The organism is Mycobacteriales bacterium, assembly GCA_035533475.1.
In the GTDB taxonomy this organism is placed as follows: domain Bacteria; phylum Actinomycetota; class Actinomycetes; order DATLTS01; family DATLTS01; genus DATLTS01.
This window is the reverse complement of record DATLTS010000046.1, coordinates 37,394-62,920: the sequence shown is the minus strand read 5'-3', so window position 1 is coordinate 62,920 and position 25,527 is coordinate 37,394. Positions and strand designations below refer to the sequence as shown.

Here is a 25,527-nt window from a genome sequence, read left to right as displayed (position 1 = left end):
CACGCCATGGTGAGCGACCTCAACCTCGGTCTGATGCTCGGCTACTGGGGGGCGCAACCCGACGACGCGACGGACGCCGTGCTCGCGGCGGAGGATTGCGGCTTTGGATCGGTCTGGACCGCGGAGGCTTACGGTTCCGACGCATTCACTCCGCTCACCTGGTACGCGGCCCGTACATCCCGGATCCGGCTCGGTACCGGGCTCGTGCAGATATCCGCGCGGACCCCTGCCGCGACGGCGATGACTGCGGCGACCCTGGACGCCCTATCCGGTGGCCGGCTGACGCTGGGACTGGGGGTATCCGGTCCACAGGTGGTCGAGGGCTGGTACGGGCTGCCGTTTCCCCAACCGCTTGCAAGGACCCGGGAGTACGTCGAGATCCTCCGGTCGGTCTGGCGTAGGGACGTGGTGCGCAACGACGGGCCGCACTACCCGATGCCCTACCCCGGGGGCGCCGGGCTCGGTAAGCCGCTGAAGCTCACCCTGCATCCGCTCCGGGAGCGGATCCCGGTGCTGCTCGGAGCGGAGGGACCGAAGAACGTCGCGCTGGCGGCCGAAATAGCGGATGGTTGGCTGCCGATCTTCTACCACGTCGAACGTGGAGCCGAGGTGTACGCGGAGGCGCTGGCCGGAGCGGGACCGGACTTCGAAGTGGCCTGCCCGGTGACCGTGTCCATCCACGATGATGTCGAGCAGGCACTGAGCCTGGTCAAGTGGAGTTTGGCCTTCTACATCGGCGGGATGGGAGCAGCGAGTCAGAACTTCCATCTGAACGTCATTGCCCGGATGGGCTACGCCGAGTCTGCGGCAGTCGTGCAGCGGCTGTTTCTAGCCGGCGATCGCGAGGCGGCAATGCGAGCCGTCCCGGACAGCCTGGCGGACGGCATCGCGCTCTGCGGTCCGCTGGCGCGAATCCGCGAGCGGCTCGAGCTGTGGCGGGCCAGCCCGGTGCGAACGCTGCTCATCGGCGGGGTTCGGGACCCGGCGCAGCTGCGCGCGCTGGCGGACCTGACGAGCTCGTGACGGCGCCCGACCCGATACCAGCCGGCGCGCTGAAAGCCCTGTTCGCGCGGGCGCGTCGCGACATCGACGACGGGACGCTACCCAGCTGCCAGGTCGCGGTCGCGCACTCCGGTCGGCTGATAGCTGCCGAGACCTTCGGCGCCGAGGAGTCCGCCCGCTACGTCGTCTTCAGCGTGACCAAGGCGCTGACCGCTTCCGCGATCTGGCTGCTGTTCGGCGAGGGCAACCTGCGGCCGGAGACTGCCGTCGCCGAACTTGTGCCGGAGTTTGCCACCCCCGGCAAGGACCTGGTCACGGTTGAGCACCTTCTCACCCATACCGCGGGGTTCGCGCGGGCGCCGATGCGACCCGAGGAGGGTGCCGACCCAGACCGCCGCCGCGCGCGCTTCGCCAGCTGGCGGCTCGATTGGGCCCCCGGAAGTCGGACCGAGTATCACGCAACTTCCGCGTCCTGGGTGCTCGCGGATCTCATCGAGCGGGTCACCGGCACCGACTTCCGCAAGTTCTTCGCCTCCCGGGTCGCCGGCCGGCTCGGTCTACCGCGACTCCAGCTGGGCGTACCAGCGGACGAGCAGGGCGACGTTCTGGACCTGACCTTGACAGGCGACGGCGGGTCGGCGGGGGAGAAGTTGGGGGATCGGCTCGCAGAGACTGCGGACGGGCTCCTGCTCCGGTTCAACGAGCCAAGGGTGCGCGCCGCCGGAGTCCCGGGGGCCGGCGCCGTCGCCGGCGCTGGCGACGTCGCGCTGTACTACCAGGCACTGTTGCACGACCCAAGCGCCGTCTGGGATCCCGCGGTCCTGGCCGATGCGACCGGGCGGATTCGTAACGCCATGGTGGACCCCCTCCTCGGGGTTGCGGCGAACCGGACGCTCGGACTCGTGATCGCCGGCGACGACGGGCACGCCGTCGTCCGCCAGTTCGGCCGAACCGTCGGGCCGCGGACATTTGGCTCGATGGGAGTTGGCGGGCAGCTCGCCTGGGCCGATCCCGATACCGGGCTGTCGTTCTGTTACCTGACGAACGGGCTGGACGTGGAAGTCGTGTCGGCGTTTACTCGGTCGGCCAAGATCGCCGGCCTGGCCGGCCGGTGCGGGCAACCGGCCTAAACGAGGGGAGCCCGATGGCCGAGCAGCTCACCGGGATGGACGCCGCCTTCCTCGCCCTGGAGACCGCCGAGCTCCCGATGCACGTTCTCGGTGTCCTGCTGCTCGATCCTTCACCCGGAGACGGGTACTCCCGCGCCCGGTTGCGCCAGGTCGTGGCCGACCGAATCCACCTGATGCCGCCATTCGGACGGCAACTCGTCACCGTGCCGCTCTCCCTGGACAAGCCGTACTGGCTGGAGGTGGCCGACGTCGACCTCTCGCTCCACCTGTTCGACGACGAGGTCGATCCCCCCGGCGATGCGCGCGCCCTCGGCGATCTGGTCGGAAGGATCGCGAGCCGACGGTTGGACCGGGACCGGCCGCTTTGGGAGTTGCACGTCGTTCACGGACTGGCAGCGGGCCGGGTGGGGCTGGTCGCCAAGGTGCACCACTGCACCCTCTACGGGGCGGCGGGGGCCGAGTTCATTGCCGCCCTGCTAGATCTCGAGCCGAACCCTCCGCCGCTTCCCGCGCCGCCGCTGCCCGGCCCCCAGGACGAACGGCCCGGCGCATTCGCGCTGACCGGCCGGACCCTGGCGAACCAACTCCGCTGGCCGCTGGCCGCCGGGAGGGCCGTGCTGTCGAGCGGACGGGGCCTGATCTCGGCCCTGCCCGCCGTGGGTCGCATGATTGCCGGTTCCGGCCCGGCCACGATGCCGATCGCCTCGCCGCGGACCCCGATCAGCGGGCCGCCCACCCGGGCCCGGATCGCGGCCTTCTCCGCGCTGCCGCTCGAGCAGGCGAAGCAGGTCAAGGACGCGGCCGGCGTGAAGCTCAACGATGTGGTGCTCGCCACGATCGCGCTGGCACTCCGGCGCTACCTCAGGGCGCGGGATGCGGTGCCGGGCCGACCGCTCGTCGTCAGCTGCCCGCTCAATGCGGGTGAGGGCGAGACGAGCGGCACCAACCGGCTCGCCGCCCTCCTCGTAGCTCTACCGATGCGGGAGAGCGAGCCGGCGGAGCTCCTACAGCTCGTGCATCGAAACTCGGCGATGGCCAAGGAGATTACGGGGGCGGCAGGGACGTCGACGCTCGCGTCGCTCGCCGACGTGACGCCACCCGCGGCGGTTTCCGTCGTGACCTGGCTGATGCGCAGCCTCGGTCTCTCGGCGCTGCAGCCCGCCCTTCAGAACCTCATCGTGTCCAACGTCATGGGACCGCCGGTAGCGCTGTACCTGGCTGGGGCTCGGATCGACGCCATCTATCCGCTCGGCCCGCTGCTGCCGGGCACCGGGATGAACATCACGGTGCTGTCCAACCTCGACCGGCTCGACGTCGGCATCATGGCCTGCCCCGATCTGGTGGCGGACACCTGGGCGATCGCCGACGCGCTGCCCGGATGCCTCGAAGAACTCGCCGCCGCCTTCAGCTAGGCGACCAGGGCGCTTCTCCCGCTGGTTACCCGAAAACACCCGCGATCGGTGCGCGGAGATGCTTGGGTGTTCGCGAGGAGGCCGTCATGCATGTTCCCACCTGGGCCGGTTACTTCGGTCTGGCCGTCACCGTCGCCGCCACCGGCATCTCCTTGATGCTGGCTTTCCGCCACCGTTCCTCGAGCCTGGCACGGTTAGCGGGGCTGGGCCTCGCTGCTGGCGCTGGGGACGCTGCGTGGTGGGGGTCGCGGGTCGGTTCGATGAACCCGGTGTGGTGGATCGTCGCAGCCGTCGCCGGTGCCCTACTCGGGGCGGCGCCACTGCTCGTGGCCAGGTGGCTGGGCTCGCCAGCCCGGGTGCGGATCGGCACCTACTCGGTTGACGGAATCGTGGGGTCCGGCGCGTCCGGCACCGTGTATCGGGCGCATGACGACGACGGCCATGCGGTTGCGATCAAAGTGCTCGCGCCCGAGTGGATGGACGACGAGGAATTTCGCGCCCGCTTCCGCGACGAGGCCACGCTGATGCGTGCCCTCGATCATCCGAACTGCGTCCGGGTGCGCGAAATCCTCGACGACGACGTGATCGCGGCGATCGTGGTCGACTACGTGGACGGGGCCAGCCTGCGCGCGATGCTTCGCCGTTCTGGCCCACTTGGTGGCGAACAGGCGGCCGCAGTCTTCGACGGGGCGCTCGCCGGCCTCGAGCACGTGCATGCCCGGGGGATGGTGCACCGCGACATCAAGCCCGACAACATCCTCGTGGATCGCGCCGGGGTGTCCCGGCTCGTCGACTTCGGCCTCGCCCGCGACGTCGGAGCCTTCGCCCAGGGCAGCGAGGCATCGGTGGGCTCGCCCGCCTACATGAGTCCGGAACAGGTGCGCGGCGAACCCCTGGACGCCAGAACGGATATCTACTCCTGCGGGGCGGTGCTCTTCGAGGTGCTGACCGGGCAGCGCCCGTACGTGGGCGCGACCCCAGCCGCCGTGATGGACGCCCACCTCGGAGATCCGGTGCCGGACCCCCGGTCGGTGCGGCCACAGATCCCCGAGGCCTTGGCGCTGCTCACGATGTCCGCCCTGGCCAAAGATCCTGCCGCCCGGCCCGGTTCGGCCGCGCAGTTCCGGGAGAACCTCACCGCGGCAGCTCGTCAGGCCTACGGGCCGAATTGGCAGCCGGCCGCGATGGTTGGCGCTGTCGCCGCTCTGGCCGCCGGCGGCGCAACGGCCGCGATTGTCGGCGCCGGGACCGTCTCGGCAGCGGGGGCTGCGCTCGCTCCGGTCGCCGGTTCCAGCACGGTGGGGGCCACCGTGGCGAGCGGCACCGTGGCGGGCGGCACCGTGGCGGGCGGCACTTCCCCGGCGGCTCCCCCCGGACCGAGCGCCCCGAGGAGCGAGCCCCCGAGTCACGCGGCGGACGGCCCGAAAGCTCCCGCGGAACCGGGCCGGGCGGCGCCACCGCGGCGCACATCCGCTCTGGTTAGTGTCGTTGTGAGCGCGATACCGGTGCGCATCGCCAGCCGGCCGCCGGTCGTCGCTGGAGTGGTTGCGGTACTGACGGCCGTCACTCTCGTCGGCGCCGCTGCAGCCTCACCCAGCCCCCCACCGCTGGCGTCATGCATAGTCGGCACCTGGGCGGTGCTGGGCGGTCCGTACGACGACGTCTGGAGCCAGCAGCCCGTCCTGGTAAACCTGCCGCCCAGTCCGCTCGACGGGGACACGCGTTACAACGCCGACGGCACGGCGATCGGGGTGTCCCCGCCCGGCGGACCGCCGGCCACGGGGGTTCTCAACGGCGCCCCCTTCATCGACACCGGATATGGGACGTCGACCTGGCGCTGGGCGACCCGTGGTGAGCACACCCTGCTGACGATCAACGCTGACTACAGCCACTCGGTGAGCCTGCTCTACGCCGGGTACGATCACACACTGTCGCAGGGCGTGCCGCTGCAGACGGGTATCGTCCCGACTCAGGTAACGTGCACGGCAACGCGGTTGACCATATTCGATTCGTTCACCTACCACGGGCACGTCCTGACCAGCACGCAAAACCTCCGCAGGCTGCCGGCCGGCGCCGAGTTGCCGCCCGCGTCTATCGTGCCGTCGCAGGCCGGCTTGCTCGGCGGCGCGCAACTCGACTCCTACTGCGCGTCGCTCGGATTCAGCATGGCCGCCCCGACGAAGCCTCTGCTCGGTCCGGGCGACGGGACCGGGAACTGGACCTGTACAGGAGCCAAAGGCACCCAGCCGGTCGACATGAACGCTGCCTGTCAGTGGCAGTTCTACTACCACTCGAACGTGACGGCCAGGCTCAACGATCCCAACGACGCGGTGTCGTGGCTCTGCTACGGCGGCCCGGCGATGACGTTCACCATTTCGCCGAGCAGTGGTGGGGCCAAAACGGTCATCACCATGACCTCCCAAACAGCCTGCCCAGCAGGAAGCCAAATCGTCATTTACGACATCGCAACCCTCGTCCCCCAAGCGGACCTCAGGCAGGGTGGGCCGATCCGGCTACAGCCGGACGGTTCCTGGCAGGGCACGGCGCAGGTCGGCTCATTCCAATCCCAGCAGGGACAACCAACGCCCTCGATACCCGCCGGTGACCTCACCATCGAGGCGTCATGCCAGAGCAGTCCAAACGCTAACGCTCACGCGGCGAACTACATGCCGGTCACCTTCCATTTCACAGGTTCCTAGCGGCAACTGGCTTCATGGGCACCGGTAGGCGACGGCCACTGGGTTGGAGTAAACGTCCGCGGGTGTCAGCACGTGCAGAGTGGCCACGCCGGTTTGCTGTCCGTGACCGGACAGGGTGTAGCTCAGTGTGGCGGTGACCGGTCCGGGGCCTGCCGCGGTGAGGGTTTGCACGGCCGTGAAGGTGCCATCCGGAAGGCGCCACTGGTAGCGAACCGTGGTCGCGGCGGTGACCGTGATAGTTCCGACCACGTGCAGGAGCGCTGATGGGCAGTGCAGAGCTCCGGCCGGACCGGAAGCGACCACCCCCGACAGGGTCGGCGGTGCGACCGTGGCCCGGGCCGGGGGCGTTGGCTGCGGATGCAATGCGTATCCGAGGGCCACTCCGGCGCCCGCGAGAAGCAAACCACCGACGGCAGCGACCAGCCTGCGCCGGCTGCCGGGAGGCCGGTAGACGGGTGGCTCGATCCGACGATCGGGCAGTACGACCGGTGCCATCGGGGCGGAGGCCAGTGCTGGAGCGACCTTGACTTCCGCGGCCGGGAAGGACCCCGGCGCGCGACGCCGGAGCACGGTCCCTTGCGGGTCAGGCTGGGGCGCGCCGTCGGGTGGCGGCGAGGACTGTGGAGCGAGCCGACCGCGGGTTGCGGTCGGATCTGCGGCGGCCTGCCGCTCCGCCGGCGGCTCGGATACAGGCGGTGCCGGCGCCGGCTTGGACCGGCCGCGGGTTGCGGTCGGGTCGTTGCTGGGCTGCCCTTCCGCCGGCGGCTCTGATGCAGGTGGCTTGGACCGGCCGCGGGTTGCGGTCGGGTCGTCGCTCACGATTGCGCCCCCTGAGGTTCGATCACCGTATGCTCGCTGCCGTGACCCAACGGGCGACCGAATCGTCCCTCGCGGCCGGACCATCGGTATGGTTCCTGCCGCCCGGGATGACAGTTGTCGGACGCTACGACGAGCGGATGCCGGTGCCACCGGATGTCGATCTCACCGAGCTGGACCCAGACCGGTCCGTCTCCCGTCGTCACGCCGAACTCGAAGTGACCGCTTCCGCTGTCGTGTTGCGTGACCTCGGGTCCGCGAACGGCACGTGGCTGGGGGAGACCGCCGTTGGGCCGGACGGAACCGCCCTGATCGACGCGTGCTCGCTGCGCTTTGGCGACGTATGGGTGCATTTCCGGCCGGCGAGCGTAGCCGCCCGGCCGGAAATACAGCAGTCCGAACCCGTGGCGGATCCGACGCGAACCCGGATGCGGGCGGATCGGCCCGCTGGCGCAGCGCCAGCAGGCCAACCGGTAATGCATGGCCGATGGGGGCGCCTGCGGGGGGCTCTGCGGCGGCACTGATCAACCGCTCTCGGTCCGGGCAGGCGCCCGTCGGCGCTTGGCGGGAGCACGCGCGGGTGCCGGCGGTTCGATGGTTGGTACATGCACCGCGGTGACCGTCCCGTTGAGCACCAGGGCGCCTCGTTGCGGGATGCCGGCGGACAGCACCGACCGAGGCAGCCGGGTGCCGATCACATCCCCCTGGGTGGGGTTGGTTGGTGCAAGTACCAGCCCTTGCTTGCACTTGCGCAGTTCGGCGAGCGGGCCGCGGTAGATGTTTCCCGCCTCGTCTCCCGACGCGGCGGCGTACACGACGTGCCGGGTATCGCGTGCCTGGCGGAGGATGGCGGTGATCTGTTCTCCAAGGGCGGTCTCGGTGAGCATTTCCACGTCGTCGATGATGAGGACCGTGTCGGTTGAAGTGGCTACCGCGGCCGCAAGTTCCTCCTCGCCACCGTCGTGAACTGCGAGTACGCCGGGTCCGGCGGGGATCAGTACCGACAATCGGGACCGGCGTGGGGTGACCAGAACCACCGGGCGACCGTCGTCGACGACGGAACGGGCGATAACGGCCAGGGCGCTGCTGCGGCCGCTACCTGACGTCCCGAGGACGAGGAACCCGGGGCCGTCGGCGCGGACCTGTCCCAACTCGTCGCCGCCGACGCCGACAAGAGCGCCGCTGCCGGAGACGGGCAGATCACGTGCCTCGGCATAGCTGATTGCCGGAGGCAGCGAATCGACCCGGATCGGTCGGTGCCGTGGTGCCGCAGCAGTCGCGGCGATGTCCCGGATCGCGCGATTCTGCGCCGCACCCTCCGGGTCGGCGGAGAGGGTGGCGATTTGAATCTGGTCGCCGGCCGGCAGCCGGAACGCGCGTCCGGTTGGAACGATGTCGGGCAATGTCTTGGCCGATAGGCCAGCCACGGTGTAGTCCATCCGGTCGGCGAGCCGAAGCACCAGCTTGTCCTCGACGAGGCCACCGAGCTTCCCCGTCAGGAGGCTCCGGTCACCGGTCACGATGACCCGGACACCCGCGGCCAGCCCGTCCCGGACCAGTCGCTGGAGCTCGGTAACCAGGCGGCCACCGTCGATGTGCTCGAGCGCGGTGCTGAATGCGTCGTGACGATCGACGATCACCGCGAGGTACGGAAGGGGCTCACCACCCCCGGCAACGTACTCACCGATATCGCTGCAGCCCGCAGTGGCAAGCAGCTGCATCCGGCGCGACAGCTCAGCTGTGAGCCTGGTAAGCAGCCGGTCAACCCGCTCAGGCTCGGCCGGCGTGACGACGGCACCGCAGTGCGGCAACGCCGCCAGCGACGACAGGCCCCCCCCGCCGCAGTCCACGACATAGAGCTGGGCCACTTCGGCGGTGACGCTTGTGGCGATCGATCCGGCCAATGTGCGCAGCAGGGTCGATCTGCCGGATTTGGGGGCACCAGCTACCAGCAGGTGCCCGGCACGGCGTAGGTCGTGTACGGCGGGACGCTGCTGTTGCCGGGACGGCAGGTCCTCAAGGCCGTAGACGATGGCGAGATCCTGGTCGGACGGCGCCAGCGACGACAGCGGGAGGGCGGTCGGCAGCGGCGGCTGCCAGGGTGAGCGTGGCCGCGCTGTGCCAAGCCGACTCCCGGCTTCGGCGACCGCGGTCACCAAGGTGGACAGATCAGTGGGATCCGCCGGGTCGTAGCTGTCGGGCGGCGCGCCGGCCGGTGGCCGGCCGACGTCGAGCCAGTCCACAGGCACGACGCCGACACTGGCGCTAACCGCGTGGGCTCCGGGCCGCAGGCCCCCGACTCGCGCGGCCTGCAGGGGGACCGGTCGGCTGGTGCCGGTCCGCACGAGGCAACGTCCGGCGGTGCCTTCGGCCGGGATCCGGGCCGCCTCCGGACCGCCGATCACGTCCATGCTGTCGTCAATGGACGCCACCCGCAACGCGATGCGCAAGTTGATGTTCGCTCGCATCTCGGCGTTGACCACGCCCGCCGGGCGCTGCGTGGCCAGCACGAGATGCACGCCGAGCGAGCGACCCTGCGCGGCGATCTCGACGAGGGACTTGAGCAGTTCCGGCAACTGCTCGGCCATCACCGCGAACTCGTCGACAACTACGACGAGCCGTGGCATGGGGTCTGCGCCGGGCATCGAAGGCAGGGCTTCCCAGTATCGGGAGACGTTGGTCTTGTCTGCGGCGTCGAGGAGGGCCTTGCGACGCTGAAGTTCGGCACGCAGCGAGGTGAGCGCCCGCTCGACGAGGAAGGCGTCGAGGTCGGTGAGCATGCCGACGGTGTGCGGCAGCTGGGCGCATCCGCGGAACGCCGCCCCCCCCTTGTAGTCGACGAGCACGAAGTTCATCGCGTCCGGGCGGTTTGCGACCGCGAGCGAGGCCACCAGGGTTTGCAACAGTTCGCTCTTGCCCGACCCGGTGGTGCCGCCGATGAGGACGTGCGGTCCCTGAGCCAGGTCGAGAATTGCCGGACCGTCCGCGCCAACGCCGAGCAGCGCTCGGGTGGTCCGACCGCCGCCGGACCAGCCCGCGAGGATCGCCTCCGAGGTCGGCGGCTCGAGACCGGCCAGCTCGAGGAAGCGCACCGATCCGGGCAACGCCGCCTGGGTCTCGACGCCACCGGCATCGATCACGGGGGCGATGGAACGAGCCAGCTCCTCGCACACGTCGGGAGTAACCCGGTCCGGCACGATTTGCTCTACCGGTTGGTGCCCGCTCCGGCGGAGTTGGGCCAGCGGACCATCCGGCGCATCGCGGATCTCCACGACGGATGCGCATTCCTCGGGCAGCCGGGCGGCCGTGTCATCCAGGCAGAGGAAGTAGACACCGACACCCGGCCCGGCGTGCAGCAGTGGGCCCAGCGCGGTTTCGAGTCGCACCCGATAGGAGTTGTCTACGACCACCAGATCGGCGGTTGCCGGCAGCGTCGGCTTCTGACCAGGCGGGACAGCCGCACGGCGCGCATCGATCAGTGCGGCCAGTTCACTAACCCTGTTTGTCACTGTGACCTCGTCGTTGCCGATTCGGGAACCGGCGGCAGCGGAGTCAGGGAAGCGTGTGTGCGGGAGCCAGCGCAGCCACTCCCAGTCGGCACGAGCCTCGTCGAGGGTCAACAAGGTGATGGTGAGTTCACGTGGGCTATGCAGGACTGCGGCCGTCAGCAGCATCGCCCGAGCGAGCGCCCGGACCAGCGTCGCAGGGCCGGTCAGACCCACCGCGCCGCAACTCGTCACCGGCACGACCACGGGCGCTTCTGGCAACCGGGTGACCCGGGACACCGTTTCGGTGGGCGGCGCCGTTTGCCGGACCTCCACCGACGCGGGGATCTCGGCGGTGCCGATGCGCAGCGTGAGGAAGTCATCGTCGTGGCGTTGCCGCTCCCACAATCGGCTGCTCGGGCCGGTCGCAATGAGCAGCGCGGTGGCCGGATCGGGATGGTCGTAGCGCAAACGACCAAGCTCGGTTTCCTGGGCGGTGCGCGCGGTAGCCAGGGCGGCGGAGCGACGCGCCTCGAACTCGACCATTCTCTGGCGGTGACCGACCCGGCCGCGGCGCCGATCGGACACCACGTTGCCGATGGCCATCACCGGCGACAGGGCGGTGAAGGCTAGGTAGGTGATCTGGTGCAGCAGCAGGGCCATCATCACCCCGATAGCCACTGGGGCCAGGATGGCCAGAACCGGAATCGGCGCGCGGTCGGTTTCCCCGGGCGGTGCCGGCAGGTCCACTTTGGTCCCGGCCGCTCCCACCCGGATCCTCGGTGGACGGCTGTACCGGAGCCGGCCCCCGTCGCCTTCGGTCATGGCCGCGTCCGCCGTCGGTGCCATCGCCACTATGAGCGCGGACTGCCCCATCCGGATCAGGTCGCCGGGGCGTAGCAGGTGCGTGCCGGCCACCGGTTGCTCCTGCACGCGGGTGCCATTCAGCGAGCCGAGGTCGGTCAAGGCGAGGGAATGGTCGGGGGTGACCACCAGCTGGGCATGGCGACGGGACACGTCCGGATCGTCCAGCGGCAGGGGTTCGGTGCGTCCGAGAGGATGCGTTCCTTCGGCCAGTGGCAGGCTGTGCCCGGCCGCCGGCCCCCCTGCTACGAGTAGGGCCAGGGCGCCCGGGTCCGCACGGCGGGTGGCAGGGCGCCGGCGACCAACATCGAGCACAGTTCCGTCACGAACCGGAATATGGCTAAGCAAGGTCTTGGGCTGCGCCGCCCTGCCGTTCACCGCAACAGCGCCGCTGGCACCGGCGGCCTCGAGCAAGTCGGCGAGGGTGGTTCCGGGCTGGGTGTCTACTGCCAGATGACGAGATGCCTCCGCGGAGCGCAGGGTGATCGTGAGCCGCATCAGGAGGTCAGGCCGTCCGGGGCGGAACGCCCATGGGTCGGCGCCATCGCGGCCGTACCTTCGGGGTCCGGGTTGTCGGCCTCGAACTCGACGCTGCAGGCGATGCCGTGGAAGATCTCCCGTAGCACGGTGTCCATCAGCCCTAGCGCGGGTGTGAAAAACACCAGGCTGAGCAGCCGGTCGGTGCTCGGAACGGCAGCGTGGTACTGCACGAGTGAAACGGCCACTGCGCCGCCGTCGGCACCACGGGGGGTTTCGCCGACCCCCTCGAGACGGACCGTCGGGCCCATCGGCAAATCGAAGGTCCGGCTCAGCCAAGAAGCGTCTTCCCCGGGGATAGCCGCCACACCGCCCGCGGGCGCCTCCCCGATAGAGGCCATGAGAAAGGCCGGCAGCTGGCCACCGGGAGCGTCGACGAGCACTGCCCGCACGCATAGGGCACGGCTCGCTGCGGCCGTGGCCCCGAGGACGCCGAGCAGCCCGGTGAGCACCTCGCGCTGCCCTTCAAGCCCGGGCCGGGAGACGACCAGTGCGTCTACCTGACGTGCGATCTCGGAGGGGTCTTCGGAGGTCGGCACCTCGAACCAGTCCCCGGGTGTCGCCAGCCGGATCCCGCTCGGTGCGATGTGCGTCGTTGCGGTCATGATGCGGCCCCCACCTTGACTCCGAGAGCGCGGAGGCCCGCGAGCGGATCTCCAAGGACAGCAGAGAAGTTATCGTCGCCCCCGACCATGCCGCCGCTCGCAGCTCGGAGCTGATGCACGGCGAAGTTCAGGTTTTCGATCCGAACGACACCTGCGCTGTGCACAGCCCCGGAGAGGTCCACGCCGGTGAATTCACCGAGATACCTGCGGGCGAGCGTGTTCCACTGGAGGTGCCGCCACGCCTGATACGTTTCGCCGACCCCGCCGAAGTCGAATTTCAGCGAGCTGCGGAACCCGGTCCGCCAGGCGCCGGCACCCGTCTGTGCCGCCGTCCGGGCGTCGTCGAGCATCGACACCTTGTTGCGCATCGACTCGAGATGCACCAGTGACCCGTCGGCGCCGTCGCGCAGAGATGCGATCAGTCCGTCGGAACGTCCGCTCGCGATCGCCCGAGACAGGCTGCTCTGTGCCTTCACGTTGGCCCGGACGGCCTGGTTCAGATCCGACTGGCCGGCGCCGAGCGCATCGTTGGCCACAGTCTCACCTTCGGCCGCCCCGCTCGCGTGCAGTGCCGTGCCATCGAGGGCCAACGAGATTCCGTCGAGGGCGACGTTGCCCCAGCTGTGTGTTTCCCCGCTGACAACCGCCCCCGTGTCCAGGGCGAGCTTGCCGGCATCGAGGCCCATCGACACAACCATGAGCGCCTCGCCCAGCCCGGGAATGACCAGAGCGACTAGTCCAACGATGCCCGCGACGTCACCCACCACCCGAGCCAGGTTCTGCCATGACGGGTGATTCCACTCGGCGGCGATGGCCCCGGGTAGATCCTCGATCGGATGCACGACGAAGCCAGCAACCTCACCAACCGCGTTCTGAGTTCGACCGATCCAGTGCCGGCCGAACGAGCTGAAGCCGGTGATGCCGATGTTGATGGCGTCCTGGATCCGACCCTCGACGAGGTGCGCTGCCGAATCCAGGTCGTCCCGCAACTGCTGGAGCCGCGTCGCGTGCGAGGCAACTGCCTGCTGTGCCTGGGTGATCTTGTCCTGCCAGGCGCGTTGCTGGGTGGGGTCGGTATTAGCGGCGGCCGCGGCCTGGATGGACGAGAGCTCGGACTGGGCATCGTCGACATGCCCGGCGAGCGTCTGGATGGAGGTGATGACGTCGCGCAGCGTGTTGCCGTACTCCCACAGCGCCCAAGCGACCTTGCCGAAGGAGCCGGATGCCTGATTCAGGTCACCAGGCAGCGGCCCGAGCTTCTGCTCGAACGCGTCCGCGGCGGAGCCGGACCAATGACCCCAGTCGTGGGTGGGTCCGAGCTTGGTGAGGCGCGTGCCGGACTGCTCCAGGTTATCGGAGATCTGCCGGAACTGGCGCGAGATCTCCTCGACGACGTCGGGATCGGGCAGCGAGAAATTCTGACCGAGAATGGTCAGCCATCGGGGCATCGAACTATGAACCCTTCGGGGTTTCCGCTGTCACGATCGAGTTCTCAGTCTTCGCGTAGCCCTCGGCCGCGGTCGCGAGGGACTCCACGATCGCCGTCATGTCGTCGGTGACGATGGACAGCCCGTTGGACCACTGGTTGTAGAAGTTCTGCAGGCTGTTGAACACGTCATCATTCGTGCCGAGGTCCAGCGGATCGTGGTTCCCGGTGAACGAGCCGATGTTCTGCATGTCGGCCTGGATGCCCACCAGCTGGTCGTGCAAGGCGGCGAGCCCTTCCGGGTCGACGGTGAAGCGCACCTGGTCTCCCTTGCCTCTGGTGCCCGGCTCAGCCCTGGTTCATCGACTGCGCGATTTGGCTCTCCGTCTCGGCGTAGGCGCTGGCCGCGTTGCCCAGCAGTTGGGAGATCCCGCTTAGGGCCCGCTGCAGGTCGGCCGCCGAGACGTTCCACTGGTCGAACAGTTCGTTGAACTTGCCCGACGCGGCGCCCTGCCAGTCGCCGCCGACGAGATTCGTCACGAGGTTCTTCATGCTCGTCAGGCGGTCGCTGATCTCGTTCGAGCCCTGCATCAGCGTGCCGGATGCGCTCTGCAGATCCTCGGACGTGACTTTGATCATGGCCATCGCGGTCCCCTCAACTCCCGACCGGGCAAGCTCCGGCGGGCGCTCGGAGCGCCCGCCGATCGGGCGCCTCGATCGCAGACTAGACCAGGCCCCGCCGCCCGGAAAGCGGTTCGCCGAGACTCATGTGCCCGCTGGCCCGTCGTTCGGATGCGCCGCCCGGGCGCCCGCCGGACGAATCGGACCAACAGCTCGGCCGGGACGCCGCCTCGGTCCCTCCGCCGGCCGGATTGCCTGCACGAGTGTGCAATTTCCGACGGTCTTTCGACAGATCCCCGCATGGGCGCTGTCGGAAATTGCACACTCGAGCAGTTTGATCTTGCTGGGGGCGCTGGCGCTACGCGTCGAGCACCTCGGCAGCGATGAGCTCCTCGAGGTAGCGGCCGTCCCACCAGGCGACCTGGAGAGCCTTGGCGCGGCGAAAGAACAGCTGGACGTCGAATTCGAGGGCGAAGCCGACGCCGCCGAAGATCTGCTGCGCCATGGCGGTGACGTCGCGGAATGTCTGACAGGCGAACAACTTCGCCATCGGCGCCAGCCGGGCCGTCGAACGCCCGGCTGAAGCAGCCCAGGCCGCCTCCCAGACCAGCGTCTCGGCGCCGTCGACCGCGGTGGTTGCGTCCGCGAGGTAGTGCGCGATCGCCTGGAAGGCGCCGAGCGGCTTGTCGAACTGGCGTCGGGTCGCGGCGTAGTCGACCGCGAGCTCGAGGGAGCGGCGGGCTCCGCCGACGGCTTGCGCCGCCAACAGGATCATCGCCGCGGGTGCGACCTCTTCCCAGATCGCCCAGCCGGCGCCCGGTGCCCCGACGACGGCGTCGGCGGGGACGGTGGCTGCGGCGAACTCCACCCGGTACTGGGTGTCCGACGCCACCGACAGCTGTTGAGTGAGGCTGACCCCGGGGGAGCTCGGGTCGACGACGAACAGGGTGATCCCATCTGCGGTTTCGGCGAGGACGAGCAGCCGGTCGGCTGCCGTCGCGTAGGCAACGTGCCGCTTGACGCCATCCAGTCGCCATCCGTCCCCCTCGGCTTCGGCGCGGAGGCCGATCCCGCGCGGGCCGAACCCACCCGCGGGCTCGAGCCAGGCGACGGACCAGACGGCCGAACCGTCAGCGATCCCGGGCAGGAAACGCTCGCGTTGCTCATCCGTCCCGCCGCGCGCGAGCACACCTCCGCACAGCACGGAGCTCACGAAGTGCGGCGACGGGGCCAGAGATCGGCCGAACTCCCCGTAGACCAGAGCTGCCTCGAGCAGGGTCATGGCGGAGCCGCCCCAGCGATCGGGGAGAGTGAGACCGATCAGCCCGGAGTCGGCGAGCTGCGCCCACAGCTGTGGCGGGTACCCGATCGGGTCGTTCTCCATCTTGCGAACCACGTCGAGTCCGGCGTGCCGGGCGCAGATTCGCCGCACTGATTCTCGCAGCAGCTCCTGCTCGGAGGTGAGATCCAGGTCCATGCCAGCTCCTCAGCTCACGGCTGCCAGCGGGGGCCACGGCGGGCCCAGGGGTTGTCGTCGTCTGCGTCGGGGAGGGCGATCCGGGCGAGGCACTCGGTGCAGGTCCGCCCGCCTGCGGAGAGCGTCACGTCGAGCTCTGCCCAGCCGCACCCGACCTCATCCCGCTCGACGGCGCGGACGATCCCGGAGAGCACCATCGTGTCCCCGGGAAAGACCGACTCACGCATCCGGAAGCGCAGCCGACCGAGCCTGCCGAGGGGCCCACTCCAGTCGGTGAGGTAGCGCTCGAACCAGGCGGCTTGGTTGGGAGTGTTCATGAAGATGTCGCGGGTGCCATTGCGGTTGACCGCGAAGTCGTGGTCGTGGTGCATCGGGCGCCAGTCCCGGCTGGCAAGGGCGCCGAGCACGATTGTCGTCGCGCTGACGTCATGGGTCAGGTCGGGCAGGCGGTCGCCGGCGCGGACGTCCGGGAGCATCAACTGGCCGGCGCCCGGGCTCATGCCGACCTCCGGTAGCCGAATCCGGTGTAGGACTCGATACCGACGAGCTCGCCACGCTGATTGCGGTACTCCACGTCGATGACCCAGAAGCGACCGGTGCCCAGCGAGGTCCGTTTCTCCGGGCCGACCGAGCGCAGCCGCTGGCCGGTGACCAGAAGATCCCCCGGCCGTACGGGGTCATAGAAGACCATCGAGTTGTCGGTCATGACCGCCTCCGGCAACCCGAGCAGCTCCTTGAGGTCGAAGTGCACCTGGAGCGGCAGGGCTGCCTTGGTCTGGCCGGGAGTCCAATGGTGGGGGCGAAACCACGCGGAGAGCATCGACGGCGGGGCTATCGGGCCGCCGGTGACTTCAGCGGCCACCGCGTCGTCCCAGTAGAGCGGATTGCCGTTCTCGACCGACGCGCAGCACGTCCACACGTAGCCGCGTTCGACCGGAAAATCGGCGGCCTGTTCGTACTGCACGACGTCGATCAGCGTGGTGACGCCCGGTGGCAGGTCTGTGCCGGTCACCCGACGACCCCCTTCGCCCGCAGCTCCCGACAATCGCTCGCGGTGTACCCAGCGGCGCTGAGCAGTTCGTCTGTGTCAGTGGTCGCGGGGTCGGGCAACACGACCGGCTGTTCGGCGCGTGGCGCGCCGGCTAGCAGCGGTCCGAGTTGGCGGAGGGCGCCGTGGCTTGGATGCTGCGCTTCGATGACCGCGCCGCGCGCACTGAAGTGTTCGTCGACCACTACCTCCTCGACCGGGCGGACAGCCGCGATACAGGTGTCGGCGCCCGCCAAGTCGGTCTCCCAGTCCAGCCGACTCCGGCCTGCCAAGACCGCAGCCAGGTCGCGCCGCACATCGTCTTGCACCGCGTCGTCGGTCTGATGGTTGATCCACTTCTCCAGACCGAGCGTCCGGCACAAGTTGGCCCAGAACCGAGGCTCGATCGCGGCGACCGCCAACCATCCACCGTCACTCGTGCGGTAGGTGTCGTAACAGGCGTAACGGCCGGTAAGCAGTCCGGAACCGGGCTCGGGGGAACGGCCAACCGCGAGATATTCGTCGACCTGGAGCGCCATCAACGCGAGCACTCCGTCGGCGATCGAAACGTCGAGGTAGCAGCCTTCGCCGGTTTGGGCGCGAGCCACCAGGCTGGCGAGGATCGCGGTGACCGCGTGCAATCCGCCACCCGCGCTGTCAGCCACGGTGGCTCCAGGGAGTACAGGCCTGCCGTCCGGGCCACGCCCGGAGGTGTGGAGGAACCCAGCGACGGCTAGGTAGTTGAGATCGTGTCCGGCCCACTGCGACCGTGGTCCGTGCTGGCCGTAGCCCGAAGTTGAGCAGTACACGATCCGTGGGTTGCGGCCCTTGACGTCGTCGTAGCCGATGCCCAGCCGGTCCGCCACGCCTGGTCGGAAACTTTCGATGATCACGTCGGCCCGCGCGGTCAGCCGGAGAAAGACCGCCCGACCCTCGCTCGCCTTGAGATCGATCAGGGTCCGGCGGATACCCCGCTGGCCGCTGTAGGCGTGGAACGGAGGGACGATCTGGACACCTGGGCCCCGGACGGTCGGGACCGGACCGACCTTGACCACGGCGGCGCCGTAGTCGCTCAGCCAGCGGGACGCACGGGCGGCCGGACCCACACTGGACAGATCGAGCACGGTGATGCCACCGAGCGGTCCATGGCTCATCAGAAGTTCTTCGGCAGGCCAAGCTTGCGACGGGCGATGATGTTCTTCTGCACCTCGGAGGTGCCACCGCCGATCGTGTCCAGAACGGTGTAACGGTAGGTCGACTCCGCGCGCCCGGCCAAGGGGGCCTCGGCTGTCCCGACCCGCAGCTGGGAACCCGGCCCCAACAGATCCATCGACGCGTCCGCCAGGCGCTTCGAGAACTCGGTGGCGTAGAGCTTGTATTCGCTGGCCTCGCTGGTCGGGGCAGCGTCCCCCTTGGCAGACTCGGCGACGAAACGCAGCCCGAGGACGCGGGCCACCTCGGCCTGGGTGACCAGCTGGGCGACCCGGGATCGGACGACCGGGTCGTCTCGGACCGGCTGCCCGTCGCGGGTAGCCTGCCGCAGGTGCCCGATGAGCAGCTCGAGCCGCTGCCTGATCGGTGAGAACGTGAACATCGTGAAGCGCTCGAGGTCGAGCGCCTCCGAGATGTACTGGAAGCCCCGGTTGAGCTCTCCGACCACGTAGTCGTCGGACACCCATACGTCGTCGAAGAACACCTCGTTCGTCCGTTCGTCGCCCATGGTCCAGATGGCTTTGACGGTGAGCCCGGGGTGGTTCATCGGCACAAGGAACAAAGTGATGCCGTGATGCTTCGGAGCCTCGGGGTCGGTCCGGGCCCCAACCCAGTACCAGTCGGCGAAGTGTGCCGAAGTGGTCCAGATCTTCTGCCCGTTGAGCCGCCAGCCGGCTCCGTCCCTGGTGGCCTTGAGGCGCATCGATGCGGCATCGGACCCGGCATCGGGTTCGCTGTAGCCGACGGCGAACTCGATCTCGGCGTTGCGGATTTGCGGCAGAAACTCGTGTTGGAGCTTTTCGCTGCCGTGCCGGAGCAACGTCTTTCCGATGATGCCGACGCCCTTGCCGATCTGCGGACCGCCACGCCCGGCCAGGGCCTCATTGAGCAGGTATTCGTAGACGCCCTCGCCGTCCTGGCCGCCCCAGGCCTTCGGCCAGGTGATTCCCAGCCAACCCCGCTCGGCCAACTTCCGCATGAAGGCCCGGCGGGCCGGAGTGTCGACGATCTGCGCCATATTCTCGCGGGTCGGGTCGAAGACCTCGGGATCGGCGCACTCGTCGAGGAAGCGCTCCACCTCGGCGAGGAACGACTCCTGCTCCGGCGTGAAATCGAAGTCCACCGGCTGGCTCCCTAGAATCTGACGACGAGTCAGCTTAGCCGACCTGACGCACCGTCAGGTCCTAGGATCGACCCGATGGACTTCACCTTCACCGCCGAGCAGGACGTGCTCCGCGGCACGATCAGGTCGCTCGCCGAGGATCACACGGCCTTCGACCGGGTCCGCCGGACCGCCGGATTCGACCCGGAAATGTGGGCGGTCGTTGCCGGCCAGCTCGGCTTGCCGGGGGTGGCCCTCGCGGAGCGGCACGGTGGCGCGGGGGGGTCCTGGGTGGAGGCCGGCATCGTCTTCGAAGAGGCCGGCCGGGCCCTGTTGCCGGTGCCGCTGCTGGCGACGATGACGGCGGCGGCCGCAATCGAGCGCGCGGGTGGCGCGCTGGCCGACGAATTGCTGCCGGAACTGGCCACCGGCCGCCGGATCGCCGCGGTCTGTGTGGGTCGCGGGCTGACCGGGGACTCGGGACCGGGCGGGATGACGCTCGAGGGTCGGCTCGACCAGGTTGTCGACGCCGAATCCGCGGACCTGCTCGTCGCCGTCGCCGACCTTGCCGGGGAACCTTCGCTGGTCGCGATCGAGACCGACCAGCCCGCCGTGGAGCGCATCCCGCTCGCCACCTTGGACCCGACCCGGCGGCAGGCCTCGGTCGTTCTGCATGGCGCGGGTGGCAGCCGGCTCGGGGGTGCCGAAGCGGCCGACGTTGCGACCGGTCTGCTGCGGGTCGCGCTGGCGGTCGAGGCGATCGGGGGCGCCCGGCGGTGCCTGGAGATGACCCTCGACTACCTGCGCAGGCGGGTTCAGTTCGGTCAACCGATCGGGTCGTTCCAGGCGCTGCAGCATCGGGCGGCCGATCTGGCGGTGCAGCTCGAGGCGGCCGCTTCGACCGGGTACTACGCCTCTTGGGCCGCGGCGGCGGAGCCGGCCCAGCTCAACCTGGTCGGTCCGTTGGCAAAGGCCGTCTGCTGCGACGCGTTCTTTCACATCGCAGCCGAATCCATCCAGTTGCACGGTGGGATTGGCTTCACCTGGGAGCACGAGGCACATCTGTATTTCAAGCGGGCCACCACGTCGCGACTGCTACTCGGCGACAGTCGCGCGCAGCGGCGAGCGGTCGCGATCGCGGCCGGTCTGGGCGTCGCCAGCGGCCCTGGGTAAGGCGTCAGCGCCGTGGCAGGCGGGGCCCGGTCACTCCCCAGTAGAGCAGCCGCACCATCGCCTCGCGCACCTCCGCCATCGGGATGTTCCAGGCTTCGAAGCCGCTCTGGTGGGCGCTGAGATTGGCCAGGGTTCCGATCAGGGCACCGGCCATTGCCATCGGATCGACGTCATCGTTCCGGTCGGTCGTCCGCACGGCGGTGATCGCCGACGCCAGTTCCCGGGTAATCGCATTCAGCATGACCGTTCGCGTGCGCCGGAAGCGCTCATCACCCTCGGACGTGAGCAGGTCGAGCACCCGCAACTGCGGACGATGGGCCCGCCAGAATTCGAGAAAGCCGTCGACCAGGTCCCCCGCGCTGGTCAGTCCGGCCGCCCCCTGCCACTTGTGATCCGCGATCAGCCGGGCGAGCTCGAGCCCCTCCTCGGCGGTCTCCTCGGCGACCGCGAGCATGACAGCTTCCAGGTCGAGGAAGTACTGGTAGAACGTGGCCGACGAGGTACCGGCCGAGCGCGTGATGTCGGTGACCTTGAGATCGCGGTACCGGGTCGTCGCCAGCAGGTCACGGGTGCAGTCGACGAGCTTTTGCCGGGTGGCCAGACCGCGTCGGCCCGGCAGTCGGCCGTCGGCCGCACGCGGAACTGACGCGGCATCAGGTTTGACCACGGGGGAATGCTAATCGCTGGCTTCGGGCCGGGCCCGGGCGGCGGCAAGGAACGGCGGGGGTTCCCCGCCGCCATGGACGGCGATCGTCGTGCCGGTGAGGTAAGCCGCCGGGTCGGAGGCGAGAAACAGGCAAGCCGCCGCGACATCGGAGGCTTCGACCAGCCGCCCCATCGGAATGGTCCGTTCCACGGCCGCGACGCCCGCCGGATCGCCGTAGTGAAGCTCGACGCGCTCGGTTCTCAGGTAGCCGACGACGATGCAGTTCACGCGGACCCGGGGGGCCCACTCCATCGCCAGCGATCCGGTCAAGTTCGCCAATCCGGCCTTGGCAGCGCCGTAGGCGGCGGTGCCCGGAGACGGTCGGTTGCCGGAGATGCTGCCGATATTGATGATGACGCCGCCATCGTCCTGAGCCTGCATGACGGCGTTGGCCCGCTGCGCGACATAGAAGGGAGCGAGCAGGTTCAGTGCCACGATCCGTTCCACGAAGCGTGGGGAGACGGTGGCCGCGGCCGCGGGCGGGGAACCGCCCGCGCTATTCACGCAGATGTCGAGGCGGCCGAATTCACCGATCGTGGCCGTCACGACAGCCTCCGCTCCCGCCGGGTCGCGGAGGTCGGCGGCGACGAAGACCGCGCTGCGGCCGTCGACTTCGGGACAGGTGTCCGCCGCCGTTCGGGCACAGGTGACGACGTTGGCTCCGGCGCGGAGAAAAGCCTCGGTCAGCCCGCGGCCGAGGCCCTTGGTGCCACCGGTCACGAGGGCGACCCGTCCGGCGAGATCGTTCCCGGGCGCCTGCACCATGGCGATCTCCCTCGGTTGTCTATGGTGTCAGCAGATCTGACTCTCTATCAGAAAGTGTGTCGTCGATGGTGACCACGTGCTTGGTGCGAGACGGAATCGCCGAAGTCGTCGTGGACGCCCCGCCGGTGAATGCGCTGACCATTGCCGGGTGGTTCGAATTGGCTGAGACTCTCCGCCGCGCCGGCGAGGATCCGACAGTTCGAGTGGTGATCCTGGCTGCCGAGGGCCGTGGATTCAACGCTGGGGTCGACATCAAGGAGATCCAGGCCGCAGCGGGATTCACGGGGCTCGTTGGCGCCAATCGAGGATGCGCGGCGGCTTTTGCCGCGGTGTACGAATGCGCGGTGCCGGTCATCGCGGCGGTTCATGGCTTCTGCCTTGGCGGTGGGATCGGACTGGTGGGCAACGCCGACATCGTTGTCGCGGCGGAGGACGCGACCTTCGGCTTGCCCGAGGTCGACCGGGGCGCGCTGGGCGCCGCTACCCACCTCGCCAGGCTTGTCCCCCTGCAGCGGATGCGCCAGATGGTCTATACGTCGGAACGTGCCAGCGCCGCCGAACTGGCCGGCTACGGGTCGATCCTCAAGGTGGTCCCGGTGGCCCAGTTGCGGAGCGCCGCGCGAGAGCTCGCCGCGGTTATTGCCGGGAAGAGCCCGATGGTGATCCGGGCGGCGAAGGAATCGCTCAATGGGATCGATCCGGTGGACGTCCGGCGCAGCTACCGGTTCGAACAGGGTTTCACGTTCGAGCTGAATCTCACCGGCGTGTCCGACGAGGCGCGGGACGCCTTCGTCGAGAACCGCGAACCGACGTTCGGCTCGTGACCGACAAGCGCCTCGAACTCGACGACGTCGTCGCGGAGCTGCGCGACGGGATGACGATCGGGATCGGCGGTTGGGGCTCGCGGCGCAAGCCGATGGCCATGGTGCGGGCCATCCTGCGATCGGGGCTCGCCGATCTCACCGTGGTGTCGTACGGCGGCCCGGACGTCGGGTTGCTTTGCGCGGCCGGAAAGGTTCGACGGGTGGTGTTCGCGTTCGTGTCGTTGGACTCCATCCCGCTGGAGCCGCATTTTCGCCGGGCCCGGGAATCTGGGGCCGTCGGTAGCCTCGAACTCGACGAGGGGATGTTCCTGCTCGGGCTTCAGGCGGCTGCCTGGCGGGTCCCCTTTCTGCCCACCCGGGCGGGCCTGGGTTCCGACCTGATCGTCCGTCAGCCTGAGCTCCGGACTGTTCGTTCCCCGTACAGCGACGGGGAGGAGCTGGTCGCGATGCCTGCGTTGCGCCTCGATGTCGCCCTCGTCCATCAGAACCGGGCGGACATGGCTGGCAATGCCCAGTTCCTCGGCCCCGACCTCTACTTCGACGACCTGTTGTGCCAAGCCGCCGACCGTGCTTTCGTCAGCTGCGAAAGACTCGTGGCGACCGACCAGTTCGGTGCGGAGGGAAGCCACCACACGCTGCGGATCAGCCGGCTCTGGACGGACGGGGTGGTCGAGACCCCCAACGGCGCCCACTTCACCTCGTGCCTTCCCGACTATGACCGGGACGAGGCGTTCCAACGTGAGTATGCCCAGTCAGCCCGGTCCGCGGAGGACTGGGCGGCGTTCCGTGCGGCCTGGATCGACCTCACGGAGTCCGACTACCAGCGCAAGCTCGCCGACCGATGAGTAGCCCGCGGCGGGCCGATGTCTGTGCGGTGGCGATCGCCGAGTGCTTCCGGGGGGATGGGGAGATCGTGGCCAACCCGATCGGGACCATCCCCCGGATCGGTGGCTTGCTCGCCCGGCTCACCTTCGAACCCGACCTGGTGATGACCGACGGGGAGGCGATGTTCACCGACCGCTCCGGCGCGATCGAGTCCTGGAATCCGTACCGATCGATGTTCGACGTCGTGTGGTCTGGTCGGCGGCACGTGATCATGGGCGGGAGCCAGATCGACGTCTTCGGCAACCAGAACTTCGCCGCGATCGGCGACATGGTGCGACCCAGGGTTCAGTTGCTCGGGTTCCGTGGAGCCCCTGGTAACACGGTCAACAACGTGACGAGCTACTGGGTGCCCAACCATTCGCCGCGCGTCTTCGTGGAGCGGGTCGATGTCGTCAGCGGAGTCGGGTACGAACGGGCGCTTGCGGCCGGCCCTGCCGCGAGCCGCTACCACGAGCTGCGCTACGTGGTGAGCGACCTTGCGGTGCTCGACTTTCAGACCGCGGACCACCGGATGCGGCTCCGATCGGTGCACCCGGGAGTCAGCGCCGAGGACGTCAAGCGGGCGACCGGATTCGACCTCCAGCTGGCTAGCGACCTGGCTGAGACCCGGCTGCCCACCTCGGACGAACTCGAGTGGCTGAGGCGGATCGATCCGGACGGCGAGCGTTACCGGGAGGTGGACGGATGACCGTCGAGCCGCATCGGGCGCTCCGGACGCCGATCTGTGACCTTTTCGGGATCCGTTATCCGATCGTTCAGACCGGGATGGGCTGGGTGGCCGAACCACCGCTTGCCGCGGCAACGTCGGCCGCCGGCGGCCTCGGGATCCTGGCCGCGGCGACGATGTCCCTCGAGGGGTTGCGCCGGGCGATCGGCGAGATGCGGGAGCGTACTGACGCGCCGTTCGGGGTGAACATGCGCGCCGATCAGGGCGACATCGCGCAGCGCATCGACCTACTCATCGAGACCGGAGTGCGGGTGGCGTCGTTCGCGCTGGCTCCCAAGCCGGAGCTGATCCGGCGGCTGCAGGGGGGCGGAGTCCTCGTCATGCCCTCGATCGGCGCGAAGCGACATGCCGAGAAAGTCGCCGCCTGGGGCGTGGACGCTGTGCTCGTGCAGGGTGGCGAGGGTGGTGGCCACACCGGTCCGGTTCCGACCAGCCTGCTCTTACCCCAGGTGGTCGATACCGTCGACGTCCCGGTCATCGCCGCGGGGGGTTTCTTCGACGGGCGCGGTCTCGTCGCGGCGCTCGCCTATGGCGCCGCCGGGGTGGCTATGGGAACGCGGTTCCTGCTGACCCGCGACAGTCCGGTGCCGCAAGGCGTGAAGGAGCACTATCTGGCCCGGTCGGTGACCGACACCGTCGTGACCACGCAGGTCGACGGCATTCCGCACCGAGTTCTGCGCAGTGCCCTGGTCGACCGGCTGGAGTCCAGCGGCGGCCTGCGTCGGTTGACCCGGTCGGTACGCAGCGCGCGGGAGTTCCAGCGTCGGTCGGGAACGTCGTGGCCGGAAATCGCCCGGGAAGGGTTGGCCATGCGCAGGAGCCACCAGCTGAGCTGGAGCCAGGTGCTGATGGCGGCGAACACGCCGACGATGCTTCGCGCCGCCATGGTCGACGGGCGGGCCGATCTCGGAGTCATGGCCGCCGGCCAGGTCGTCGGCGTAATCGACGACCTGCCGAGTTGCGCGGAGCTCATCGAGCGGATCGTGGTTCAGGCGAACCGCGTGCTCGACGGCCTGGCGACCGGCATCTGAA

The 25,527-nt window shown here is 69.2% G+C and carries 23 protein-coding genes; 10 read left to right on the top strand and 13 right to left on the bottom strand.

The window, feature by feature from the left end:
• Positions 1-6: 6 nt before the first annotated feature.
• The 4 genes from VNG13_11345 (at position 7) to VNG13_11330 (ending at position 6,243) form a co-directional block, all read left to right on the top strand.
• The gene (locus tag VNG13_11345; protein ID HVA61113.1) at positions 7-1,023 is read left to right on the top strand and encodes an LLM class F420-dependent oxidoreductase; all 1,017 of its coding nucleotides are present in this window, start codon (positions 7-9) and stop codon (positions 1,021-1,023) included.
• Complete coding sequence (locus VNG13_11340; GenBank protein ID HVA61112.1) at positions 1,020-2,132, top strand: serine hydrolase domain-containing protein; 1,113 nt, start codon at positions 1,020-1,022, stop codon at positions 2,130-2,132. The genes VNG13_11345 and VNG13_11340 overlap by 4 nt, the downstream gene beginning before the upstream one ends.
• Positions 2,133-2,146: 14 nt before the next feature.
• Entirely contained in the window at positions 2,147-3,544 is a 1,398-nt protein-coding gene (locus VNG13_11335; GenBank protein HVA61111.1) for a wax ester/triacylglycerol synthase family O-acyltransferase, read from the top strand.
• A gap of 86 nt (positions 3,545-3,630) precedes the next feature.
• Positions 3,631-6,243, top strand: coding sequence for a serine/threonine-protein kinase (locus VNG13_11330; protein ID HVA61110.1), 2,613 nt, complete (start codon positions 3,631-3,633; stop codon positions 6,241-6,243).
• Between the two features lie 12 nt (positions 6,244-6,255).
• On the opposite strand, the gene VNG13_11325 is transcribed toward VNG13_11330, so the two are convergent.
• Positions 6,256-6,738: a hypothetical protein gene (locus VNG13_11325; protein HVA61109.1), complete on the bottom strand. Its 483-nt coding sequence runs from the start codon at positions 6,736-6,738 to the stop codon at positions 6,256-6,258.
• A 365-nt stretch (positions 6,739-7,103) separates the two neighbouring features.
• Here VNG13_11325 and VNG13_11320 point away from each other — a divergent pair, with 365 nt between their 5' ends.
• Complete coding sequence (locus VNG13_11320) at positions 7,104-7,583, top strand: FHA domain-containing protein (GenBank protein ID HVA61108.1); 480 nt, start codon at positions 7,104-7,106, stop codon at positions 7,581-7,583.
• Here the strand turns inward: VNG13_11320 and VNG13_11315 are convergent, their stop codons facing one another.
• The 10 genes from VNG13_11315 to VNG13_11270 all read right to left on the bottom strand — a co-directional run bounded on the left by VNG13_11315 (position 7,584) and on the right by VNG13_11270 (position 19,436).
• Entirely contained in the window at positions 7,584-11,906 is a 4,323-nt protein-coding gene (locus VNG13_11315) for an FtsK/SpoIIIE domain-containing protein (protein HVA61107.1), read from the bottom strand. It abuts the gene before it with no gap.
• Positions 11,906-12,550, bottom strand: a complete 645-nt coding sequence (locus VNG13_11310; protein ID HVA61106.1) for a hypothetical protein — start codon at positions 12,548-12,550, stop codon at positions 11,906-11,908. The genes VNG13_11315 and VNG13_11310 overlap by 1 nt, the downstream gene beginning before the upstream one ends.
• On the bottom strand, positions 12,547-13,998 hold the full coding sequence (locus VNG13_11305) for a hypothetical protein (protein ID HVA61105.1): 1,452 nt from the start codon (positions 13,996-13,998) through the stop codon (positions 12,547-12,549). The genes VNG13_11310 and VNG13_11305 overlap by 4 nt, the downstream gene beginning before the upstream one ends.
• A 4-nt stretch (positions 13,999-14,002) precedes the next feature.
• On the bottom strand, positions 14,003-14,296 hold the full coding sequence (locus VNG13_11300; protein ID HVA61104.1) for a hypothetical protein: 294 nt from the start codon (positions 14,294-14,296) through the stop codon (positions 14,003-14,005).
• Positions 14,297-14,324: 28 nt separating this feature from the next.
• Positions 14,325-14,621 carry a WXG100 family type VII secretion target gene (locus tag VNG13_11295; protein HVA61103.1) on the bottom strand — a complete coding sequence of 99 codons (297 nt, stop codon included), beginning with the start codon at positions 14,619-14,621 and terminating at the stop codon, positions 14,325-14,327.
• 334 nt (positions 14,622-14,955) lie between these two features.
• Complete coding sequence (locus tag VNG13_11290; GenBank protein ID HVA61102.1) at positions 14,956-16,074, bottom strand: acyl-CoA dehydrogenase family protein; 1,119 nt, start codon at positions 16,072-16,074, stop codon at positions 14,956-14,958.
• A 14-nt stretch (positions 16,075-16,088) separates the two neighbouring features.
• Positions 16,089-16,574: a hypothetical protein gene (locus VNG13_11285; protein HVA61101.1), complete on the bottom strand. Its 486-nt coding sequence runs from the start codon at positions 16,572-16,574 to the stop codon at positions 16,089-16,091.
• On the bottom strand, positions 16,571-17,086 hold the full coding sequence (locus VNG13_11280) for a MaoC family dehydratase N-terminal domain-containing protein (GenBank protein HVA61100.1): 516 nt from the start codon (positions 17,084-17,086) through the stop codon (positions 16,571-16,573). Before VNG13_11280 ends, VNG13_11285 begins: the two co-directional genes overlap by 4 nt.
• Positions 17,083-18,255 carry a CaiB/BaiF CoA-transferase family protein gene (locus tag VNG13_11275; protein ID HVA61099.1) on the bottom strand — a complete coding sequence of 391 codons (1,173 nt, stop codon included), beginning with the start codon at positions 18,253-18,255 and terminating at the stop codon, positions 17,083-17,085. The genes VNG13_11280 and VNG13_11275 overlap by 4 nt, the downstream gene beginning before the upstream one ends.
• Positions 18,255-19,436: an acyl-CoA dehydrogenase family protein gene (locus tag VNG13_11270; GenBank protein ID HVA61098.1), complete on the bottom strand. Its 1,182-nt coding sequence runs from the start codon at positions 19,434-19,436 to the stop codon at positions 18,255-18,257. The genes VNG13_11275 and VNG13_11270 overlap by 1 nt, the downstream gene beginning before the upstream one ends.
• Positions 19,437-19,511: 75 nt before the next feature.
• On the opposite strand from VNG13_11270, the gene VNG13_11265 reads away from it, so the two are divergent.
• Positions 19,512-20,588, top strand: a complete 1,077-nt coding sequence (locus tag VNG13_11265) for an acyl-CoA dehydrogenase family protein (protein HVA61097.1) — start codon at positions 19,512-19,514, stop codon at positions 20,586-20,588.
• A gap of 4 nt (positions 20,589-20,592) precedes the next feature.
• Here the strand turns inward: VNG13_11265 and VNG13_11260 are convergent, their stop codons facing one another.
• Together VNG13_11260 and VNG13_11255 are read right to left on the bottom strand one after the other, a co-directional pair.
• Positions 20,593-21,255, bottom strand: a complete 663-nt coding sequence (locus VNG13_11260) for a hypothetical protein (GenBank protein HVA61096.1) — start codon at positions 21,253-21,255, stop codon at positions 20,593-20,595.
• A 9-nt stretch (positions 21,256-21,264) separates the two neighbouring features.
• Positions 21,265-22,059, bottom strand: a complete 795-nt coding sequence (locus VNG13_11255; GenBank protein HVA61095.1) for an SDR family oxidoreductase — start codon at positions 22,057-22,059, stop codon at positions 21,265-21,267.
• A 65-nt stretch (positions 22,060-22,124) separates the two neighbouring features.
• Between VNG13_11255 and VNG13_11250 the strand changes: the two genes are divergently transcribed.
• From VNG13_11250 to VNG13_11235, 4 genes are read left to right on the top strand one after another with little or no spacing between them, the layout of a single operon-like run.
• A complete protein-coding gene (locus tag VNG13_11250) occupies positions 22,125-22,883 on the top strand; it encodes an enoyl-CoA hydratase family protein (GenBank protein ID HVA61094.1) in 759 nt (252 codons plus the stop codon).
• Positions 22,880-23,728: a CoA-transferase gene (locus VNG13_11245; GenBank protein ID HVA61093.1), complete on the top strand. Its 849-nt coding sequence runs from the start codon at positions 22,880-22,882 to the stop codon at positions 23,726-23,728. The genes VNG13_11250 and VNG13_11245 overlap by 4 nt, the downstream gene beginning before the upstream one ends.
• Positions 23,725-24,456: a CoA-transferase gene (locus tag VNG13_11240; protein ID HVA61092.1), complete on the top strand. Its 732-nt coding sequence runs from the start codon at positions 23,725-23,727 to the stop codon at positions 24,454-24,456. Before VNG13_11245 ends, VNG13_11240 begins: the two co-directional genes overlap by 4 nt.
• The gene (locus VNG13_11235; GenBank protein HVA61091.1) at positions 24,453-25,526 is read left to right on the top strand and encodes a nitronate monooxygenase; all 1,074 of its coding nucleotides are present in this window, start codon (positions 24,453-24,455) and stop codon (positions 25,524-25,526) included. Before VNG13_11240 ends, VNG13_11235 begins: the two co-directional genes overlap by 4 nt.
• Position 25,527 lies beyond the last annotated feature (1 nt).

Coding starts and splice junctions, on each gene's coding strand:
- VNG13_11345 (HVA61113.1), top strand. CDS start 7: ATGGTGAGCGACCTCAACCTCGGTCTGATGCTCGGCTACTGGGGGGCG.
- VNG13_11290 (HVA61102.1), bottom strand. CDS start 16,074: ATGGACCTGGATCTCACCTCCGAGCAGGAGCTGCTGCGAGAATCAGTG.
- VNG13_11315 (HVA61107.1), bottom strand. CDS start 11,906: ATGCGGCTCACGATCACCCTGCGCTCCGCGGAGGCATCTCGTCATCTG.
- VNG13_11305 (HVA61105.1), bottom strand. CDS start 13,998: ATGCCCCGATGGCTGACCATTCTCGGTCAGAATTTCTCGCTGCCCGAT.
- VNG13_11265 (HVA61097.1), top strand. CDS start 19,512: ATGGACTTCACCTTCACCGCCGAGCAGGACGTGCTCCGCGGCACGATC.
- VNG13_11330 (HVA61110.1), top strand. CDS start 3,631: ATGCATGTTCCCACCTGGGCCGGTTACTTCGGTCTGGCCGTCACCGTC.
- VNG13_11325 (HVA61109.1), bottom strand. CDS start 6,738: ATGGCACCGGTCGTACTGCCCGATCGTCGGATCGAGCCACCCGTCTAC.
- VNG13_11240 (HVA61092.1), top strand. CDS start 23,725: ATGAGTAGCCCGCGGCGGGCCGATGTCTGTGCGGTGGCGATCGCCGAG.
- VNG13_11255 (HVA61095.1), bottom strand. CDS start 22,059: ATGGTGCAGGCGCCCGGGAACGATCTCGCCGGACGGGTCGCCCTCGTG.
- VNG13_11310 (HVA61106.1), bottom strand. CDS start 12,550: ATGACCGCAACGACGCACATCGCACCGAGCGGGATCCGGCTGGCGACA.
- VNG13_11295 (HVA61103.1), bottom strand. CDS start 14,621: ATGGCCATGATCAAAGTCACGTCCGAGGATCTGCAGAGCGCATCCGGC.
- VNG13_11235 (HVA61091.1), top strand. CDS start 24,453: ATGACCGTCGAGCCGCATCGGGCGCTCCGGACGCCGATCTGTGACCTT.
- VNG13_11250 (HVA61094.1), top strand. CDS start 22,125: ATGGTGACCACGTGCTTGGTGCGAGACGGAATCGCCGAAGTCGTCGTG.
- VNG13_11335 (HVA61111.1), top strand. CDS start 2,147: ATGGCCGAGCAGCTCACCGGGATGGACGCCGCCTTCCTCGCCCTGGAG.
- VNG13_11285 (HVA61101.1), bottom strand. CDS start 16,574: ATGAGCCCGGGCGCCGGCCAGTTGATGCTCCCGGACGTCCGCGCCGGC.
- VNG13_11275 (HVA61099.1), bottom strand. CDS start 18,255: ATGAGCCATGGACCGCTCGGTGGCATCACCGTGCTCGATCTGTCCAGT.